The organism is Streptomyces sp. NBC_01454 (assembly GCF_036227565.1).
Lineage (GTDB): Bacteria > Actinomycetota > Actinomycetes > Streptomycetales > Streptomycetaceae > Streptomyces.
The window spans coordinates 6,079,149-6,096,583 of sequence record NZ_CP109460.1 but is presented as its reverse complement, the minus strand read 5'-3'; the positions used below and the strand labels follow the sequence as shown (position 1 = coordinate 6,096,583).

At 72.6% G+C, this 17,435-nt stretch carries 15 protein-coding genes; 8 read left to right on the top strand and 7 right to left on the bottom strand.

All coding sequences use genetic code 11. The annotated features are described in order from the left end of the window. Nucleotides 1-33 precede the first annotated feature (33 nt). From OIU81_RS26945 to OIU81_RS26925, 5 genes are all read right to left on the bottom strand, one after another. A complete protein-coding gene (locus OIU81_RS26945; protein WP_329151823.1) occupies nucleotides 34-3,285 on the bottom strand; it encodes an efflux RND transporter permease subunit in 3,252 nt (1,083 codons plus the stop codon). 172 nt (nucleotides 3,286-3,457) lie between these two features. Next, nucleotides 3,458-4,135, bottom strand: a complete 678-nt coding sequence (locus OIU81_RS26940; RefSeq protein WP_329151821.1) for a response regulator transcription factor — start codon at nucleotides 4,133-4,135, stop codon at nucleotides 3,458-3,460. Further along, nucleotides 4,132-5,433 (bottom strand): sensor histidine kinase, encoded by a 1,302-nt coding sequence (locus OIU81_RS26935; protein WP_329151819.1) that lies wholly within the window; start codon nucleotides 5,431-5,433, stop codon nucleotides 4,132-4,134. The genes OIU81_RS26940 and OIU81_RS26935 overlap by 4 nt, the downstream gene beginning before the upstream one ends. A gap of 85 nt (nucleotides 5,434-5,518) precedes the next feature. Beyond that, on the bottom strand, nucleotides 5,519-5,797 hold the full coding sequence (gene pspAA, locus OIU81_RS26930) for a PspA-associated protein PspAA (protein ID WP_329151818.1): 279 nt from the start codon (nucleotides 5,795-5,797) through the stop codon (nucleotides 5,519-5,521). 56 nt (nucleotides 5,798-5,853) lie between these two features. Then, entirely contained in the window at nucleotides 5,854-6,654 is an 801-nt protein-coding gene (locus tag OIU81_RS26925) for a PspA/IM30 family protein (RefSeq protein WP_443074050.1), read from the bottom strand. Between the two features lie 315 nt (nucleotides 6,655-6,969). Between OIU81_RS26925 and OIU81_RS26920 the strand changes: the two genes are divergently transcribed. Next, complete coding sequence (locus tag OIU81_RS26920; RefSeq protein ID WP_329151817.1) at nucleotides 6,970-7,566, top strand: DUF3043 domain-containing protein; 597 nt, start codon at nucleotides 6,970-6,972, stop codon at nucleotides 7,564-7,566. Between the two features lie 84 nt (nucleotides 7,567-7,650). Here OIU81_RS26920 and OIU81_RS26915 read toward each other — a convergent pair whose 3' ends face one another. Then, nucleotides 7,651-7,866, bottom strand: coding sequence for a hypothetical protein (locus OIU81_RS26915; RefSeq protein WP_189098220.1), 216 nt, complete (start codon nucleotides 7,864-7,866; stop codon nucleotides 7,651-7,653). Between the two features lie 161 nt (nucleotides 7,867-8,027). Between OIU81_RS26915 and OIU81_RS26910 the strand changes: the two genes are divergently transcribed. The 5 genes from OIU81_RS26910 to OIU81_RS26890 all read left to right on the top strand — a co-directional run bounded on the left by OIU81_RS26910 (nucleotide 8,028) and on the right by OIU81_RS26890 (nucleotide 13,959). Next, nucleotides 8,028-9,419: a bifunctional adenosylcobinamide kinase/adenosylcobinamide-phosphate guanylyltransferase gene (locus tag OIU81_RS26910; protein WP_329151814.1), complete on the top strand. Its 1,392-nt coding sequence runs from the start codon at nucleotides 8,028-8,030 to the stop codon at nucleotides 9,417-9,419. A 62-nt stretch (nucleotides 9,420-9,481) separates the two neighbouring features. After that, nucleotides 9,482-10,255: a class I SAM-dependent methyltransferase gene (locus OIU81_RS26905; protein WP_329151812.1), complete on the top strand. Its 774-nt coding sequence runs from the start codon at nucleotides 9,482-9,484 to the stop codon at nucleotides 10,253-10,255. Between the two features lie 16 nt (nucleotides 10,256-10,271). After that, nucleotides 10,272-11,318 (top strand): nicotinate-nucleotide--dimethylbenzimidazole phosphoribosyltransferase, encoded by a 1,047-nt coding sequence (cobT, locus tag OIU81_RS26900; protein WP_329151810.1) that lies wholly within the window; start codon nucleotides 10,272-10,274, stop codon nucleotides 11,316-11,318. Between the two features lie 146 nt (nucleotides 11,319-11,464). Next, entirely contained in the window at nucleotides 11,465-13,213 is a 1,749-nt protein-coding gene (locus OIU81_RS26895) for a phosphatidylglycerol lysyltransferase domain-containing protein (protein ID WP_329151808.1), read from the top strand. Beyond that, nucleotides 13,210-13,959 (top strand): hypothetical protein, encoded by a 750-nt coding sequence (locus OIU81_RS26890; RefSeq protein WP_329151805.1) that lies wholly within the window; start codon nucleotides 13,210-13,212, stop codon nucleotides 13,957-13,959. Before OIU81_RS26895 ends, OIU81_RS26890 begins: the two co-directional genes overlap by 4 nt. Here the strand turns inward: OIU81_RS26890 and OIU81_RS26885 are convergent. Further along, nucleotides 13,934-14,671, bottom strand: coding sequence for a hypothetical protein (locus OIU81_RS26885; protein WP_329151804.1), 738 nt, complete (start codon nucleotides 14,669-14,671; stop codon nucleotides 13,934-13,936). The genes OIU81_RS26890 and OIU81_RS26885 overlap by 26 nt on opposite strands. Nucleotides 14,672-14,779: 108 nt before the next feature. Between OIU81_RS26885 and OIU81_RS26880 the strand changes: the two genes are divergently transcribed. Both OIU81_RS26880 and OIU81_RS26875 read left to right on the top strand, forming a co-directional pair. Further along, nucleotides 14,780-15,574: an adenosylcobinamide-GDP ribazoletransferase gene (locus OIU81_RS26880; RefSeq protein WP_329151802.1), complete on the top strand. Its 795-nt coding sequence runs from the start codon at nucleotides 14,780-14,782 to the stop codon at nucleotides 15,572-15,574. A 199-nt stretch (nucleotides 15,575-15,773) separates the two neighbouring features. Further along, nucleotides 15,774-17,309, top strand: coding sequence for a leucyl aminopeptidase (locus OIU81_RS26875; protein ID WP_329151800.1), 1,536 nt, complete (start codon nucleotides 15,774-15,776; stop codon nucleotides 17,307-17,309). Nucleotides 17,310-17,435 lie beyond the last annotated feature (126 nt).

Sequence of the window (17,435 nt, the reverse complement as noted above, 5' to 3'; positions counted from 1 at the left end):
CCTGCGGGGGCATCGTTTCTGCGCCGGGAACCGTCAGACGGTCGCCGGCTCCGGGGTGCGGTCGTCCTCCCCGGTCTGCGGGCCGGAGGTGCCGCCCCGCTTCGCGGCCTTCTTCGTCGCCCGGCGCTCCTTGCGGAGCTCGATCATCGCGTAGAGCGTCGGGACGAGGAGGAGGGTGAGGAGGGTGGAGGTGATCAGACCGCCGATCACGACCACGGCGAGCGGCTGGGAGATGAAGCCGCCGTCGCCCGTGATGGACAGCGCCATCGGGAGCAGCGCCATGATCGTGGCGAGCGCCGTCATCAGGATCGGGCGCAGCCGGTGGCGGCCGCCCTCGATGACCGCTTCGACGACCCCGTAACCCTGCGACCGGTACTGGTTGATGAGGTCGATCAGCACGATGGCGTTGGTGACCACGATGCCGATCAGCATCAGCATGCCGATCATCGCCGGGACGCCCAGCGGGGTGCCGGTGGCGACCAGCAGGCCGATCGCGCCGGTCGCCGCGAAGGGGATCGAGACGAGGAGGATCATCGGCTGGATCATCGAGCGGAAGGTGGCCACCAGGAGCATGAAGACGATGGCGATGGCCGCCAGCATCGCCAGGGCGAGCGAGGAGAACGCGTCGGACTGGTCCTGGGAGACACCGCCGATGGTCGCGGTGGCACCTTCCGGCAGCTTCAGCGCGTCGATCTTCTTCTGCAGCTCGGCGCTGACCGCGCCGGTGTTGTCGCCGGTCGGCTTGGCGGTGATGGTCGCCGAGCGGGCGCCGTCGATCCGGGTCATCTGGACCGGACCGGGGACCGTCTGCACGGTGGCGAGGCTGCTGAGCTTCGCCGGGCCGGACGGGGTCGGGACGGTCAGGTTCTTCAGCTCGCCCTCGGTGGTGGCCGGGTGGGCCGACTTGACGACGATGTCCCGCTCGGTGTCGCCCAGGACGGCCTTGCCGCTGGTGGTGCCGCGGACCGCCTGGGTCACCGCGGCGCCGAGCGAGGCCTGGTCGTAACCGGCCTCGGCCGCCTTGGCGTTGGGCTTCACGGAGATCCGGGGCACGCTCTGGGAGAGGTCGCTCTGGACGTCGGTGACGTGGTCGAGGCCGGCGACCGTCTTGCGGACCTGCTCGCCGGCCGTCTTCAGGACATCGGCGTCACCGGCCTTGACGACCACGCTCAGGTTCTGGCTGCCGAAGCCGCCGCCGGTGGCGAAGCTGGTGTCGCCGATGGACTTGCCGAGCTTGTCGAGGTCGGCGCGCAGCGCGTTGGTGACCTTGTCGGAGTCCGCGGAGTCCTTCAGCTTGAGCTGGTAGGAGGCCTGGTTGGCGCCGGTGCCGCCGCCGAAGGCCGCCATGAAGCCGGAGGAGCCGACGGTGACCTGGTAGTCGGCGATGTCGTCGTTGGCCGCGAGCACCTTCTCGACCCGCTTGGCCTGCTTGTCGGCCGCGTCCAGGCTGGTGCCGGGCTTGAGTTCCTGCTTGAGGGTGAGGGTGTCCTGGGCGCCCTGGTCGAGGAAGTTGGTCTTGAGCAGGGGGCCCATGGCGAAGGTGCCGAGGAGGACCACCACGGCGATGACCAGACTGGTGAACCGGCGGCGGGTGGCGAACCGCAGGACCGGGACGTAGAAGCGCTGGAGGGGGCTCTTGGCCTCCTTCTCCTCGGCCGCCCGGCGCAGATCGTCCACCGTGGTGCCCTCGGGGATCTGCGGAGCCCGCAGGAACCAGTAGGACAGCACCGGGACGACGGTCAGGGAGACGATCAGGGAGGAGAGCAGGGCGACGGTCACCGTCACCGAGAAGGAGCCGAACAGCGCGCCGATCATGCCGCCGACCACGCCGATCGGGAGGAAGACCGCGACCGTGGTGAGGGTGGAGGACGTGACCGCTCCGGAGACCTCCTTGACGGCGTTGAGGATGGCCTCGCGGCGCTCCTCGCCGTAGCCCAGGTGCCGCTTGATGTTCTCCAGGACGACGATGGAGTCGTCGACGACGCGGCCGATCGCGATGGTCAGCGCGCCGAGGGTGAGCATGTTGAGGGAGAGGTCACCGGTCCACAGCACGATCAGGGTGATGACGACCGAGAGCGGGATGGAGACCGCGGTCACCAGTGTGGAGCGCAGGCTGAGCAGGAAGACCAGGATGACGATGACCGCCATGGCGAGGCCGAGCAGGCCCTCGGTGGTCAGCGAGTCGATCGACTTGGAGACCTGCGGCCCCTGGTCGGAGGCGACCGTGATGTGGGTGCCCTTGCCCAGGTTCTGACGGATCTTGGAGAGCTTGTCCTTGACGCCGTCGGAAATGGCGACCGCGCTGCCGTCCTTGTCCATCGTCACGTTCACGGCGAGGCTGGGCTTGCCGTCGGTGCGGGTCAGGGACGTCGGAGTGGCCTGCTCCTCCTTGACGGTGGCGACATCGCCGAGGCGGACCGCGGCGCCCGGACGCCCGCCCGCGGACGGGCCGCTGCCGGCGGAGGGCGCACCACCGGCGGCCGCACCGCCCGAGGACGCGTCACCGCCGGCGGACGCACCGCCGCCCGCGCCGCCGCCCGCCGACGGGGCGAGCTTCAGGTCCTTGATCTGCCCGACGGAGGTGAAGCCGGCGCCGACCTGAACGGTCTTGCTCTTGCCGTCCTCGGAGAACGAGCCGGCGGGCACCGAGGTCCCGCCGTTCTGCAGCGCCTGGCCCAGTGACTGGGTGCTCAGCCCGGCGGCGGCGAGCTTCTTGTCGTCGGGGGTGACGGCGACGATCCGGTCCTGGGCACCGTCCACGCTGACCTGGCTGACGCCGTCGATGTTCTTCAGGTCCGGTACGACGCTGCGGTTGAGCTGGTCGGCCAGCGTCTGCTGGTCCTTGGAGTCGGAGGAGACGGCGAGGACCACGGTGGGGATGTCGTCGGTCGAGCCGGACACCACCTGCGGGTCGACGTCCTTGGGCAGTTTGGCGCGGGCGCGGTTCACGGCCTGCTGGACATCGGCGACCAGGCGCTTGGAGTCGTTGCCGTAGTCGAACTGCGCCATGATGACGCCCGAGCCCTCGCTCGACGTCGAGGTGACGGACTTGATGCCGTCGACCCCCTGGACGCCGTCCTCGAGGGGTTCGATCACCTGCTTCTCGACGACATCGGGCGAGGCGCCCTGGTAGGGGGCCAGCACGGACACCATCGGGAGTTCGATGGACGGCAGGAGCTGCTGCTTGAGCTGCGGGATCGCAATGGCGCCAAAGGCGATCGCCACGATCGACATCAGCGCTATCAGGCCCCGTTGTACGAGGCTGAGGCGGGACAGCCAGGACATGGTGGGGTCACTCTCTTCTGTTCCGAAAGGGCGGCGGGGCCTGCTCAGGCCCGACGACAGGGGCCTTTGCAGCCCACCTCAACCTTCCGGCACGCCCTGGCCGGATTTCCTCGCTCGCAGGTCGGTTTCCGGTCGGGGGGTGTACCGCGTTCGGAGTACGTTTACTCCACCCTTACTGCACCCTCGGGCGTACGAGCCCCGACTCGTAGGCGATGACCACCAACTGGGCGCGGTCGCGGGCGCCGAGTTTGGCCATCGCACGGTTCACATGCGTCTTGACGGTGAGCGGGCTGACCTCGAGCTGCTCGGCGATCCCGTCGTTGGACAGCCCGCCGGCCACCAGCGTCAGCACCTCCCGCTCCCGGCCGGTCAGCGTCGCCAGCCGCCCGGTGGCCCGCCCGCCGTCACCCGAACCGCTGCCCTGCGCCAGGAACTTGGCGATCAGGCCCTTGGTCGCCACCGGTGACAGCAGCGCCTCACCGGCCGCAGCGATCCGGATGGCGTGCAGCATCTCGTCCGGTTCGGCGCCCTTGCCGAGGAAGCCGCTGGCGCCGTTGCGCAGCGCCTGCACCACATAGTCGTCGGCCTCGAACGTCGTCAGGATGACCACCCGGACCCCGGTGAGATCGGGGTCCTCACTGATCAGACGGGTGGCCGCCAGGCCGTCCACGCCGGGCATCCGGATGTCCATCAGGACCACGTCGGGGCGCTCGGCCCGGGTCAGTTCATAGGCGCCCGCGCCGTCGCAGGCCTCCCCCACGACCCGCATGTCCGCTTCGGAGTCGACCAGCACCCGGAACGCGCTGCGCAGCAGCGCCTGGTCATCGGCGAGCAGCACCCTGATCGTCATGTCGTCTCCCCCGTACGGACGGACTGCAGTGGAAGGGTCACCCGCACCTGGAAGCCGCCGGCCGCGCGGGGGCCGGTCTCGACGGTGCCGCGCAGCGCGAAGACCCGCTCGCGCATCCCGATCAGGCCGTGGCCGCCGCCGCTGTCCTCGGTCCCGCCGGGGCGGTCCGGATCCGCGGACGGCCGCTCGCCGCCCTTCTGGCGCGGTACACCGGCCCGGCCCGCGCCGTCGTCCAGGACGGTGACGGTCAGCGCGGTGTCGGAGTGGACGATCCGGACCGTGGCCCGGGCCCCCTCCCCGGCGTGCTTGTGGACGTTGGTCAGCGCTTCCTGGACCACGCGGTAGGCGGTGAGGTCGACGGAGGCGGGCAGCGGCCGGGGCGAGTGCGGGATCTCCAGATCGACGGGAATGCCGGCGCGGACGAACCCGTCGACGAGCTGGTCCAGGACGCCCAGGCCCGGGGCCGGCTCGGTCGGCGCCTTCGGATCGCCGGACTGCCGCAGCAGGCCGACGGTGGTGCGGAGTTCCTCCAGCGCCGAGCGGGACGCCTCGCGCACATGCGCCAGCGCCTCCTTGGCCTGGTCGGGACGGTTGTCCATGACGTGCGAGGCGACCCCGGCCTGGACGTTGACCAGGGCGATGTGATGGGCGACGACGTCGTGCAGCTCGCGGGCGATCCGCAGGCGCTCCTCGGCGACCCGGCGCCGGGCCTCCTCGTCGCGGGTGCGCTCGGCGCGTTCGGCGCGCTCCCGGATGGCGTCGACGAAGGCGCGGCGGCTGCGGACCGCGTCACCGGCCGCCGCGGCCATGCCGGTCCAGGCGAAGAGCCCGATGTTCTCCTGCGCGTACCAGGGGCGGGGCCCGTAGAGCATCGCGGCGGCGGTCAGCACGACGACGGTCAGCGCGCCGACCCGCCAGGTGGTGGGGCGGTCGGTGCGGGAGGCCAGTCCGTAGAGGGCGATCACGGTGACGGCGGCCACCGGGACCCCCTGGGAGCCGGTGCGGGTGAACAGCTCCCCGAGGGTGAGCACGACCGTCACCGCGAGAACCGTGCGCGGCAGCCGGTGGCGCAGGACCAGGACGACACAGGCCAGCGCGGCCAGCGCCACGCCGACGGCGGACAGCTCGTGGCGGACGAATCGCGCGCCCTGCGAGCCGTGCGGACCGGCCATCGCACCGGACAGGATGGTCCCGAAGGCGACGATGACCACGAGGGCGTCCCACGCGCGCGGATGCGTGCGGTGCCACTGGAAGCGGCCGGCGCGCGTCGTGTCCGGGCGGGGATCGAGGAGGCTCACAAGAGCAAACGGTAGCGCCCCGGTCCTCGAGGGGCCGGGGCGCTGTGCGCTGGAGTGGAGTGACCGGGCGATGCCCGGCCGGAATTCAGCCCGGGATCAACCCGTCGTCACTGAGCATTTCCCGGACCTCGCCGAGGGAGGCCTCCGGGGACGGCAGGATGAGGGCGGACGGTTCGAGGGCGTCGTCGGGAAGCGGTGTGCCCAGGCGGCGCACCGCGTCGAGCAGGGCGCCGAGGGTGCGCCGGAAGCCTTCTTCGTCGCCGCTCTCCATCTCGGCGAGCAGCTCATCGTCCAGCTTGTTGAGCTCGGTGAAGTGGGCGTCGTCCAGCTTCACCTGGCCCTCCCCCATGATCCGTACGATCACGACGGTCTCCCTTGGTCCGGTCCGACGATCTCTGCGAGGCTAGCCGCCGCGGACCGTCACTGCTTGTCGAAACGCGGCTGGTCCTGCGGCCGGGCGGGCTGGGCCCCGCCGTTCTGGCCGCTCTCGAGGGCCTGCTGGCCGTCGGACGAACCTCCGGCGAGCTCGGCCTTCATCCGCTGCAGCTCCAGTTCGACATCGCTGCCACCGGAGAGCCGGTCCAGCTCGGCGGTGATGTCGTCCTTGGCCATGCCGGACGGGTCGTCCAGCGCGCCGGAGGCCATCAGCTCGTCGATGGCACCGGCCCTGGCCTGCAGCTGCGCGGTCTTGTCCTCCGCACGCTGGATGGCCATGCCGACGTCGCCCATCTCCTCGGAGATGCCGGAGAAGGCCTCGCCGATCCGGGTCTGCGCCTGGGCGGCCGTGTACGTGGCCTTGATCGTCTCCTTCTTGGTGCGGAACGCGTCGACCTTGGCCTGCAGCCGCTGGGAGGCGAGGGTGAGCTTCTCCTCCTCGCCCTGCAGGGTCTGGTGCTGCGTCTCCAGGTCGGTGACCTGCTGCTGCAGCGCGCTGCGGCGGGTCAGCGCCTCACGGGCCAGGTCCTCGCGGCCGAGCGCCAGCGCCTTGCGGCCCTGGTCCTCCAGCTTGCTGGACTGGCCCTGGAGCTGGTTGAGCTGCAACTCCAGGCGCTTGCGGGAGGTCGCCACGTCGGCGACCCCGCGGCGCACCTTCTGCAGCAGCTCCAGCTGCTTCTGGTACGAGTAGTCGAGGGTCTCGCGCGGGTCTTCGGCCCGGTCCAGGGCCTTGTTGGCCTTCGCGCGGAAGATCATCCCCATCCGCTTCATGACACCATCGCTCATGGGCCTCGCGCGCCCCCTTCTGGCCGAGTCACCTCGGGCTTAGGCTCCAGCACATCTACAGACCCCACAGTACGGGCCCTGGTTCCATTACCGCACTGTTCGCGCCCGGATGCGCTCCTCCTCCAGGACGATCGCGGGCGCCGCTCCTCCCGCGCAGGGAGTAGTGGAGAGTCCGGACCATCGGCGTGATGTCCGCTCTGACCGGGTATGCGGCGTCGGCGGTCCTGGTGAAACGGTACGGCCGGGGGTGCTCCGTTGCCGGATCGTGCCCGTCGGACCGTGGTCCCACCGCGGCGAGCACGTATCTTGGGTGTTGTGTTCCGAAGCCGTTCGAAGGATGAGCAGGCCGCGACCGCCAAGGTGACCGCGGACCAGCCCCAGCAGCCCCGCGATCCGGAGGCCCCCAAGGGCCGCCCGACGCCCAAACGCAACCAGGCGCAGTCGCAGCGCCGCTCCCGTGCGCACACGCCGGCCAACCGCAAGGAAGCGACCAAGGCCCAGCGTGAGGCCCGCCGTACCGACATGGCCCGTCAGCGCGAGGCGCTGGCCAACGGCGATGAGCGGTATCTGCCGGTGCGCGACAAGGGGCCGGTGCGCCGGTTCGCGCGGGACTATGTCGACTCCCGCTGGTGCGTCGCCGAGTTCTTCCTGCCGATGGCCGTGGTGATCCTGGTGCTCACCATGATCCGGGTGCCCTCGATCCAGAGCATCGCGCTGCTGCTGTGGCTGGTGCTGATCGTGCTGATCGTGCTCGACTCGGTGCTGATCTGGTTCCGTATGGGCAAGCGGCTGGAGGAGCGCTTCCCGAACGAGAACCTCAAGGGCGTGAAGGCGTACGCGGTGATGCGCACGCTCCAGATGCGGCGGCTGCGGCTGCCGAAGCCGCAGGTCAAGCGGGGTCAGCGACCCTGACCGGCGGGTTCGCTCCGATGGTGCGGACGTGAACGCGGCGCGGCCGGCCCCTCTGTGGGGGCCGGCCGCGCCGCGTTCGCGCGCTCAGCCCTCGGCGTCCGCGTGCAGGCTCATCGGGCCCGCGTAGATCTCCGTGCCGTCCTCGAAGAGCCTGACCTGGTCGACGCCGCCCTCAAGGAGGGCCTTCCACTCCTCGCCGATCCAGGACTCCGCGTCGCCCTGCGTGGTGAACTCCTCCGGCTGCACGGCGGGCGCCGCCTCCGCGCCGTCCGCCGTCTCGAACCGCCACGTCCACGCCATGTCCGCCTCCTGGATCCCACCGGGTACGAGTCCGTGCCACCGCGGAAGTGGTCCTGCCACGTTGCGCGGTGCCGTGCTTCCGTGCTGATCGGCAGCCTAACGGCCGTGTCGAGTCCGCCCCCGCCGCGCTCACCGCGGCCGGACGCGAGAAACTCGGCGGTGTGGATGTGACTCTCCTCGGCACCGGGGCCCCGCAGGGGCTGCCGCGCCCCGGCTGCCCGTGTGCCGCCTGTGCGACCGCCGTCGGCGACGGGGCGCGGGCGGCGACCGCGCTGCTCGTCGACGGCGTGCTGCTGATCGATCTGACGCCGGGGCCGGCCTTCGCGGCCGCCCGGGCCGGGCGGTCGCTGGCGGGCGTCCGGCAGGTACTGCTCTCGCATCCGCACGACGGCCCGGCGATGGAGGTGCCGGCCGGGCTGCCGCAGCCGGGCCGGGTCGCCGACGGGCGGGAGCTGGCCCTGCTCGACGGGCACCGGGTGCGGGCGGTCGCGGTGGACATCCCGGGCACCGGCTATGAGATCTCCGGCACCGACGGCGAGCGGCTGCTGTATCTGCCGCCGGGCGCGGCACCGGCCGGGCTGCCGGGCGGCACCGGCCGGGCGGCGGGCGGCGGTGACCGCGGCCAGGGCGGCGCGGGGCCCTACGACCTGGTGCTGCTCGATGTGCTGGAGCGGCCGGACGCGCTGGCCCGGCTGCGGGCGGGCGGCCTGGTCGACGCGGCGACGGATGTGGTCGCGGTGCACGTGGATCACGGCGTGCCGCCGGGGCCCGAGCTGCACCGCAGGCTGGCGGCGGTGGGTGCCCGCGCGGTGGCGGACGGCAGTTCGCTGGTGGTCGGTGAGTATCACGCGGTGCCGGATCTGCCGCGGCGCACGCTGGTGCTGGGCGGGGCGCGCAGCGGGAAGTCGGTGGAGGCGGAACGGCGGCTCGCGGCCTTCCCGGACGTGGTGTACGTGGCCACCGGGGGGACCCGGGACGGCGACGAGGACTGGGCGCAGCGGGTCTCGCTGCACCGCGAGCGGCGCCCGGGCAGCTGGCGGACGGTCGAGACGTGCGATCTGGTGCCGCTGCTGGAAGCGGGGAGGCCGGGGAAGACAGCCGCCCCGGCCGGGCAGGAAGCGGCCGGGGCTCGGCGGGACGCCGGCGCCGTGTGGCCCGGTGTGGAGGCCGCGGGTCCCGGGGCGGATGCCGCCGGGGCCGTCGCGGGGTCCGGGGCCGGCCGGGCGGCCGATGCCTCGCCGCTGCTCATCGACTGTCTGGCGCTGTGGCTGACGCATGTCATGGACGAGGTCGGGGCGTGGGACGACGAGACGTGGGAGGCCGGGGGCCGGCAGGCGCTGCGGGAGCGGACCGACGCACTGGTGGCGGGGGTGCGCGCGACCCCGCGGCCGGTGGTGGCGGTCAGCAACGAGGTCGGCTCCGGAGTCGTCCCGGCGACGCCGGCGGGCCGCCGGTTCCGCGACGAACTGGGGCGGCTGAACGCGGCGTTCGCCGCGGAGTGCGAGCAGGTGCTGCTGGTCGTCGCGGGCCAGGCGCTTGCGCTGCGTGGATGACGGATGCCCGGCGGGGCCCGTGTCCGCTTGCCCCGGGGTGCGGCGCCGGGTGCTCTTGAGGTGTGAGTGAATCCGAGCGGACCCGGCCCCAGACTGATGCACCGGCCGGGCGGGCCGCGTCGCCCGCCCGGGAGCCGGGGGCGCGCGGGCGGCGATTCGACGCGGCCGTCCGCGCCTATCTGGAGCGGTACCCGCAGGCCACGGTGGTCGCGCTCGGGGAGGGCCTCGATACCGGTGATACCGGCTTCTGGCGGCTGGACAACGGGCGGCTGACCTGGCTGACGGTGGTGGTGCCGGAGGCCGCGGCGGTGCGCCGGATGCTGCTGCCGGACGGGCCCCGGCGGCGTACGGTCGCCTGCGCGGCGGGCGGCCACGGCTGGCTGGACGCCGTGCGGGAACCGCAGCGCGGGGTCATCGTCACCGCGCCGGGGGTGCTGATGCGGCTGTCGCCGGCGGCGGTGCGGGCGCTGCTGGCGGCGTGTGCGGAGCGGTTTCCCGGTGGTGCGCTGGTCTTTGACGCCCTGCCACGGCTGACCGCGGCGCTGGCCCGGCGGGCCGCGGCCGCGCCGGGCGGCGGCCGGCGGCCGGCTCCGGTGCGCTGGGGGCTGGACCGCGGTGACCTGCCGCGGGTGGCGGGTACGCACCCGGGGATCGCCGCGGTGCGCGAGGTCGCGCCGGTGCCGGCACCGGGCCGGGCGGGGCGGCCGGCGGCGTGGGTCCTGCCGTCGTGGCTGGGGCAGCGGGCGCCGGTGCTGCGGGCGCTGACGCCCCTGGTGTGCGAGGTGCGCTTCGCGGGAGCCCGTTCCCCCCGACGTGCCTCGTCAGCGGTGAGTTGACGGTAATCTGCGCCCAATGAGCGCCCTGAATCTCGATGACTTCGCCCACCTGATCGAGCGCCCCGACGGCGGGGTACGCCGCACCGCCGAGGAGCGGCGGGCGCGCCTGGCCGTGCCGCCGGGGGCGCTGGGCCGCCTCGACGAGCTGGGCGAGTGGCTGGCCGCCGCGCAGCAGCAGGTGCCGGTGCGGCCCGTCGCGCGGCCGCGGGTGCTGCTGTTCGCGGGCGATCACGGTGTGGCGAAGCTGGGTGTCTCGGCCCGGCCGGCGGGGACCACCAGGGATCTCGTACGGGCCGTGCTGGACGGTGCGAGCCCGGCGGCGGTGCTGGCCCGCGGCGCGGGGGCGCAGCTGCGGGTGGTCGATCTGGCGGTGGACTGCGAGCCCGGGGAGCTGCCCGAGGAGGTCACCCGGCACCGGGTGCGGCGCGGTTCGGGGCGGATCGACATCGAGGACGCGCTGACGGCCGAGGAGGCCGAGGCCGCGTTCCGGACCGGGATGGCCCTCGCGGACGAGGAGGCGGACGCCGGCACCGATCTGGTGGTGCTGGGCGATCTGAGCGTCGGCGGGACGACGGCGGCGAGCACCCTGATCGCCGCGCTGTGCGGCACGGACGCCTCGGTGGTCACGGGGCGGGGCGGGGCCCCCATCGACGATCTGGCGTGGATGCGCAAGTGTGCGGCGATCCGCGACGCCCTGCGGCGGGCCCGTCCGGTGCTCGGCGATCAGCTGGAGCTGCTGGCCGCGGTCGGCGGCGCGGATCTGACCGCGATGACCGGCTTTCTGCTGCAGAGCGCGGTGCGCCGCACCCCGGTGATCCTGGACGGGGTGGTCTCGGCGGCCTGTGCGCTGGTGGCGCAGCGGGTGGCGTTCCGGGCGCCGGACTGGTGGGTGGCCGGGCAGGCGAGCGGGGAGCCGGCGCAGGCGAAGGCGCTGGACCGGATCGCGCTCAACCCTTTGCTCGACCACGGCGTCACTGCGGGTGAGGGGACGGGGGCACTGCTCGCCCTGCCACTGGTGCAGGCGGCCGCGGCCCTGGCGGCGGAACTGCCCGTGCGCGACTGACCCGGCACCGGCCCACCGCGGCCGGCCGCCGGGACGAAGCGACCGGACGAGCGCCCCTTTGCGGGCGCTCGTTGCTTCCTGCCGTACCGGACCACCGGTGTGCGCCCCATAAGATCGCGCTTTACACGTTTTATGGGAGACATCGCTTGAGTCCGGAGGAAGGCCGCTCGCGCGGTCCATGGTCACGGCGTGGTGCCGGTTTCGGAATCTGGTATCTGCGTACGGTCACGTTCATCAATGTGCTGAGTGCGGTGTGGGTGTCGTTCGGTAACGGCATCCGCCGGCACAACAGCGCGGAATTCTTCACTCCGTATCTGCTGACGGCGGGCTTCGCCTCCGGCGCCTTCTCACTCTTCCTCTGCATCACCCTGCGGCGGCGCAAGCGGGCGGCGTGGATTTTGAATCTGGTGCTCTCCGCTCTGCTGATGCTGCTGTTCGGCGTCGTGCTGGCCTCGTTCCCGGAGTTCCGCGAACATGTGCAGAACTGGGTGTCGCTGGGGCTGACCGCGCTGTTCGTCGCCGCCTTGGTGGTCGGACGCCGGGAGTTCTACGCCAAGGGCGACCGCTCGAATCCGAAACTGGCGGCGGCGGTCGCGGCCGGCGGCCTGCTGGTCGCCTCGCTGCTCGCGGCGCTGCTGGTGAGCGCCACCAACACCGCGGACGGCCCCTCGACTTTCGTGCAGCGCTGGCGCTACGGCCTGATGCGGCTGGTGTCGCTGGCCGCCGACGACCGGGCGTTCCCGGAGATCACCACCCCGAACTGGGTCAATGTCGCGATCAATGTGCTGAGCACGCTGCTGCTGGTCGCGGTCCTGTGGGCGGCCTTCCGCTCGGTCCGCACCACCGACGCGCTCACCGCGGACGACGAGGAGCGGCTGCGCGGGCTGCTGACCCGGCACGGCGACCGCGACTCGCTGGGCTACTTCGCGCTGCGCCGCGACAAGAGCGTGCTGTTCTCCCCCAGCGGCAAGGCCGCGGTCACCTACCGCGTGGTGGGCGGGGTGTCGCTGGCCTCCGGTGATCCGCTGGGCGACCCCGAGGCCTGGCCCGGTGCCATCGAGGGCTGGCTGACCGAGGCGCGGGAGCACGGCTGGGCGCCGGCCGTGATGGGCGCGAGCGAGGAGGGCGGCACGATCTACGCCCGGCACGGGCTGGACGCCCTGGAGCTCGGCGACGAAGCGCTCGTGGAGACCGCGGAGTTCACGCTCGCCGGGCGGGCGATGCGCACCGTACGGCAGGCCTACCACCGCATCGAGCGGGCCGGCTACACCGTCCGTATCCGGCGCCACGAGGACATCCCCGCGCAGGAGATGGACCGGCTGCTGGAGCTGGCCGACGACTGGCGCGACGGGGAGACCGAGCGCGGTTTCTCGATGGCGCTGGGCCGGCTCGGCGACCCGGCCGACGGCAGCTGTGTGTTCCTCGAGTGCCGCGATGCGGACGGTGAGCTGCGGGCGCTGCTGAGCTTTGTGCCGTGGGGCGCAAAGGGCCTTTCGCTGGATCTGATGCGGCGGGAGAGGAACTCCGAGAACGGCCTGATGGAGTTCATGGTGCTGGAGTTGATCCAGCGCGCGAAAGAGGTGGAGATCACTCAGCTCTCACTGAACTTCGCGATGTTCCGTTCCGTCTTCGAACGCGGTTCACGGCTCGGCGCGGGCCCGGTGCTGCGCCTGTGGCGCTCACTGCTCAGCTTCTTCTCCCGGTGGTGGCAGATTGAATCGCTCTATCGCGCCAATGCGAAATACCGGCCCATCTGGGAGCCGCGGTACATGCTCTTCGAAAAGAGCACCGATTTGCTGCGGATCGGAATCGCCGCGGGCCGCGCGGAAGGCTTTCTGGAAGCACCTGGTCTGCCCAAGTGGCTGAACCGCAAGCACCTGGAGAAGGCGAGATGAGCGAGGCCGGGGCGGGGCGTCAGGTGCCTGCGCCGGGGCGGCGGGAGACCTCGGTCCTGCGCCGCGCCGCGGCTGCCGAGTGGGGCCCCCTCCTGGGCACGGTGTGGTCCGCGCTGGCGGTGCGGAAGCTGCGGGCGATTCCGGTGACGCTCGTCGCGGTCTGTCTGACCCTGGTCTTCCAGTGCGTACAGAACCAGGCCTGGGGCTATCGGGCGGTGCAGGACATCGGCTCCGTCCAGGCCTGGGAGCACCTGTGGCTGGCGCTGCTGCGCACCCCGCTGTCGCTGTTCGTGCCCGCGCTGGACCTTCCGGTGTGGGGTGCGCTGGCGCAGATCCTGGTGGTCTTCGGGATCGCCGAGATCTGTGTGGGCTGGCGGCAGACGCTGGGGGTCGCCTACCTGGCCACGCTCGCCGGGACGATGTACGCCCGGATCGGCATCTGGATCGGCCCGCAGAGCCCCATCGGGCTGGCCGACGCGGACAAGTACGTGCTGGACACCGGGCCTTCGGCGGCCGTGGTGGGGCTGGCGGTGTACGTGTGCTGGCGCCATCGCGCGTGGTTCACCTGTGCCGCGGTGGTGGCCGCGATGGTCCTCGAGGTGGTGTTCATCAAGAACAACCTGGCGGGCAAGGAGCATGTGGCGGCGGTGCTGGCGGTGCTGGCGGCCTGTCTGCTGCGGGAGGTGTGCCGGCCGCGCGCACCGGCGGGCCTGCGGCCCGTCAGCGGCTGGGAGCACCCCCGATGAACTGCTCGACCCTGCGGCGCAGCCCGGACCAGCGGCGGTCGTGGCGGAAGGCGCGGACCCGGGCGCGGGCCCGCGCCCGGGGCCGGTTGCGGTAGAAGCGCCGGGCCCAGAGCGAGTGCGGCCGGGCCAGCCGGATCGCGCCGAACAGCGCGACGAACGGCACGAAGACGCCGATGATCGCCATCCGGCCCTTGCCCTTGGTGAGCGCGACGAGCGCGAAGAGGAAGTTGACGGCCACGGTCCGTACGACGGTGACGCGGTTCGTGGACTCCTCCGGGGACAGCTCGTTGACGCCGAACGGCAGGAACCCGCCGAGGATCAGGGCGACCAGGGCGACGGTGAGGATGACGATCTCGACGCTCTTGGTCCCCTCCTCGGTCCAGTAGACGTCGTCCAGATGCAGGATCAGCGCGAACTCGTCCAGGACGAGGCCCACCCCCATGCCGAAGAGCACCGCCGCGATACCGGATCCGAAGCCGCGCCGGCCGCCGGCGAGCGCGATGAAGCCGCCGACGACCATCAGCACCACACCGGGCACGACGTGGTGCACATGGACGCCGCCCGGGCTGATGTTGCGGAACGGCCCCCGGCCCGCGCGGATGAGGCGGGTGATGACGCGGGTGACGAGGAAGGTCAGCACGAACGAGGCCAGGGCGAGCAGCAGCGGCAGCTTCCCCGGCTCGACGATGTTGCGGTACCACCAGTGGCCCATCCCACACGCTCCCCTTTGCCGCGTAAGGACACCTGGCCACCATTAGGCCCCCTCCCGGCGCCCGGGACCGGCAGCCAAACGCCGGGGGCGCCCGGATAGCCTGCCGCGGTGACCGACACTCCCGCTCCCCCGTCCGCCGCCGACGCCCTGCGCTTCGCGTTCGGGACGCTGACCGTGCTGCCGGTGCAGCTGACCCGCTGGGACCGGGCGGCGGCGCGCGGCGGAATGCTCTGTGCGCCGCTGGCCGGGCTGGTCGTCGGGCTGTGCGCGGCCGCGGTCGGCGGGGCGCTGCTGCTGCTCGGCGGCGGTCCGCTGCTGGCCGCGGTCGGCACCGCCGCGGTGCCCGCGGTGCTCACCCGCGGACTGCATCTGGACGGGCTGGCCGACACCGCCGACGGCCTGGGCAGCGGCAAGCCCGCCGAGGACGCCCTGCGCATCATGAAGCAGTCGGACATCGGCCCGTTCGGGGTCCTCACGCTGCTGTTCACCCTGCTGGCGCAGGTGGCCGCGCTGTCCGGGCTGTACGCCGGGGGCTGGGCACGCGGCGCGGCCGCGGCGGCCGTCGCCGCGGTCCTCTCCCGCACCGCGCTGACCCTCGCCTCCCGTACGGGGGTACCGGCCGCCCGCCCGGAGGGACTCGGCGCGGCCGTCGCGGAAAGCGTCCCGGTGCGGGCGGCGTTGCTGTGCGCGGCGCTGGTGACCGCCGGATGTGCGGCGGCCGGCGCCCTCTTCGGTCCGTACGGCGCGCTGCACGCCGCGCTCGCGGCAGTGGCCGGCCTCGGGCTGGGCGAGCTGGTGCTGCGGCACTGCCGGCGCCGGTTCGGCGGGGTGACCGGCGATGTGTTCGGGGCCCTGGCGGAGAGCGCCGGGCTCACGGCGCTGCTGGCGCTCGCACTCGGCTGACCGCCACACACCCTCCCCCGACCCTCCAACTCACCGTGTTTTCATGGCAGTTCACCTCCTGCGGCACGTTCCGCCGCGACGTGCGTTGTCGCCGGTGTGGCTGGGGACAGGGCCGCGGGGCGCCGCCGAGCGTAGGCTCGGCCGCAGCAGCGCGCTGCGCGCAGACGGATTCCCCGGACGGAACAGGACCCTTATCACCGTGACTGCACTGACCCTCAGTACTTCTCCCGCCGCAACGGTGCGTGCGGATGCCGTCGTCGTCGGCGTGGCCAAGGGCGCCAAGGGCGTCGTTGTCGCCCCCGGCGCGGAGGCCGTGGACAAGGCCTTCGGCGGCAAGCTCGCCGCCGTGCTGGAGACCCTCGGCGCGAGTGGTGCCGAGGGCGAGGTGACCAAGCTGCCCGCCGCCGACGGCCTCAAGGCGCCGGTCGTGCTGGCGGTCGGCCTGGGCGACGCCCCGGCCAAGGGCGACGCCTACGACAACGAGGCGCTGCGGCGTGCCGCGGGCAGCGCCGCCCGTGCCCTGTCCGGCACCAAGAAGGCCGGCTTCGCCCTGCCCGTCGAGGACGCCGAGGCGGCCGCCGCGGTGAGCGAGGGCGCGCTGCTCGGCGCGTACACCTTCACCGCGTACCGCAGCAACGGCGCCGGCGCCAAGGGCAAGAAGAACGACGACCGGTCGGCGCCGCTCGGCGAGGCCGCGATCCTCGGCGGCAAGCCGCGCGACAAGGAGTTCAAGGCCGCGGCCGAGCGCGCCGTGGCGCTGGCCGAGGAGATCAACCGCGCCCGCGACCTGATCAACATGCCCTCCAACGACCTCGACCCGAAGTCCTTCGCGGCCCAGGCCCAGGCCGCCGCCAAGGAGTTCGGCCTCAAGGTCGAGGTGCTGGACGAGAAGGCGCTCAAGAAGGGCGGCTACGGCGGCCTGATGGGCGTCGGCCAGGGCTCGGACGCTCCGCCGCGGCTGGTGCGGATCGCGCACACCCACCCCAAGGCGGACAAGACCCTGGCGCTGGTCGGCAAGGGCATCACCTACGACTCGGGCGGCATCTCGCTCAAGCCGGCCGGCCACAACGAGACCATGAAGTGCGACATGAGCGGTGCGGCCGCCGTGTTCGCCGCGGTCGTGGCCGCCGCCCGCCTCGGCCTCCAGGTCAACATCACCGGCTGGCTGGCGCTCGCCGAGAACATGCCGTCCGGCTCGGCCACCCGCCCCGGCGATGTGCTGACCATGTACAGCGGCAAGACCGTCGAGGTCCTCAACACCGACGCCGAGGGCCGGCTGGTGCTGGCCGACGCGCTGACCCGCGCCTCGGAGGAGTCCCCGGACGCGATCGTGGACGTCGCCACCCTGACCGGTGCCATGGTGCTCGCCCTGGGCAACCGCACCTTCGGGATCATGGCCAACGACGACGCCTTCCGCACCTCGATCCACGAGATCGCGGAGGAGGTCGGCGAGCAGTCCTGGCCGATGCCGATGCCCACCGAGCTGCGCAAGGGCATGGACTCCCCGATCGCCGACATCGCCAACATGGGTGAGCGGATGGGCGGCGGCCTGGTCGCCGGGCTCTTCTTGAAGGAGTTCATCGGCGAGGGCATCACCTGGGCCCACCTGGACATCGCGGGCCCGGCCTTCCACGAGGGCGCGCCCTGGGGCTACACCCCCAAGGGCGGCACGGGATCCGCGGTGCGCACCCTGGTCCGGCTGGCGGAGCGCACCGCCGCGGGCGACCTGGGCTGACCGCCCGGCCGGGGCATTTCCACCCCGCTGTCCGCTTGATCCCCAAGGCCCCGGGCATCCCGCCCGGGGCCTTGGGTGCGCGTTCGTCCGCGTTCGCCCTCGACGAAATCCGTACGCCCGTACGCG

Bases quoted from the DNA above. Each gene is read 5' to 3' on its own strand.
- OIU81_RS26945 (WP_329151823.1), bottom strand. From the start codon at position 3,285: ATGTCCTGGCTGTCCCGCCTCAGCCTCGTACAACGGGGCCTGATAGCG.
- OIU81_RS26940 (WP_329151821.1), bottom strand. From the start codon at position 4,135: ATGACGATCAGGGTGCTGCTCGCCGATGACCAGGCGCTGCTGCGCAGC.
- OIU81_RS26925 (WP_443074050.1), bottom strand. From the start codon at position 6,654: ATGAGCGATGGTGTCATGAAGCGGATGGGGATGATCTTCCGCGCGAAG.
- OIU81_RS26915 (WP_189098220.1), bottom strand. From the start codon at position 7,866: ATGGCGTGGACGTGGCGGTTCGAGACGGCGGACGGCGCGGAGGCGGCG.
- cobT (WP_329151810.1), top strand. From the start codon at position 10,272: ATGAGCGCCCTGAATCTCGATGACTTCGCCCACCTGATCGAGCGCCCC.
- OIU81_RS26890 (WP_329151805.1), top strand. From the start codon at position 13,210: ATGAGCGAGGCCGGGGCGGGGCGTCAGGTGCCTGCGCCGGGGCGGCGG.
- OIU81_RS26885 (WP_329151804.1), bottom strand. From the start codon at position 14,671: ATGGGCCACTGGTGGTACCGCAACATCGTCGAGCCGGGGAAGCTGCCG.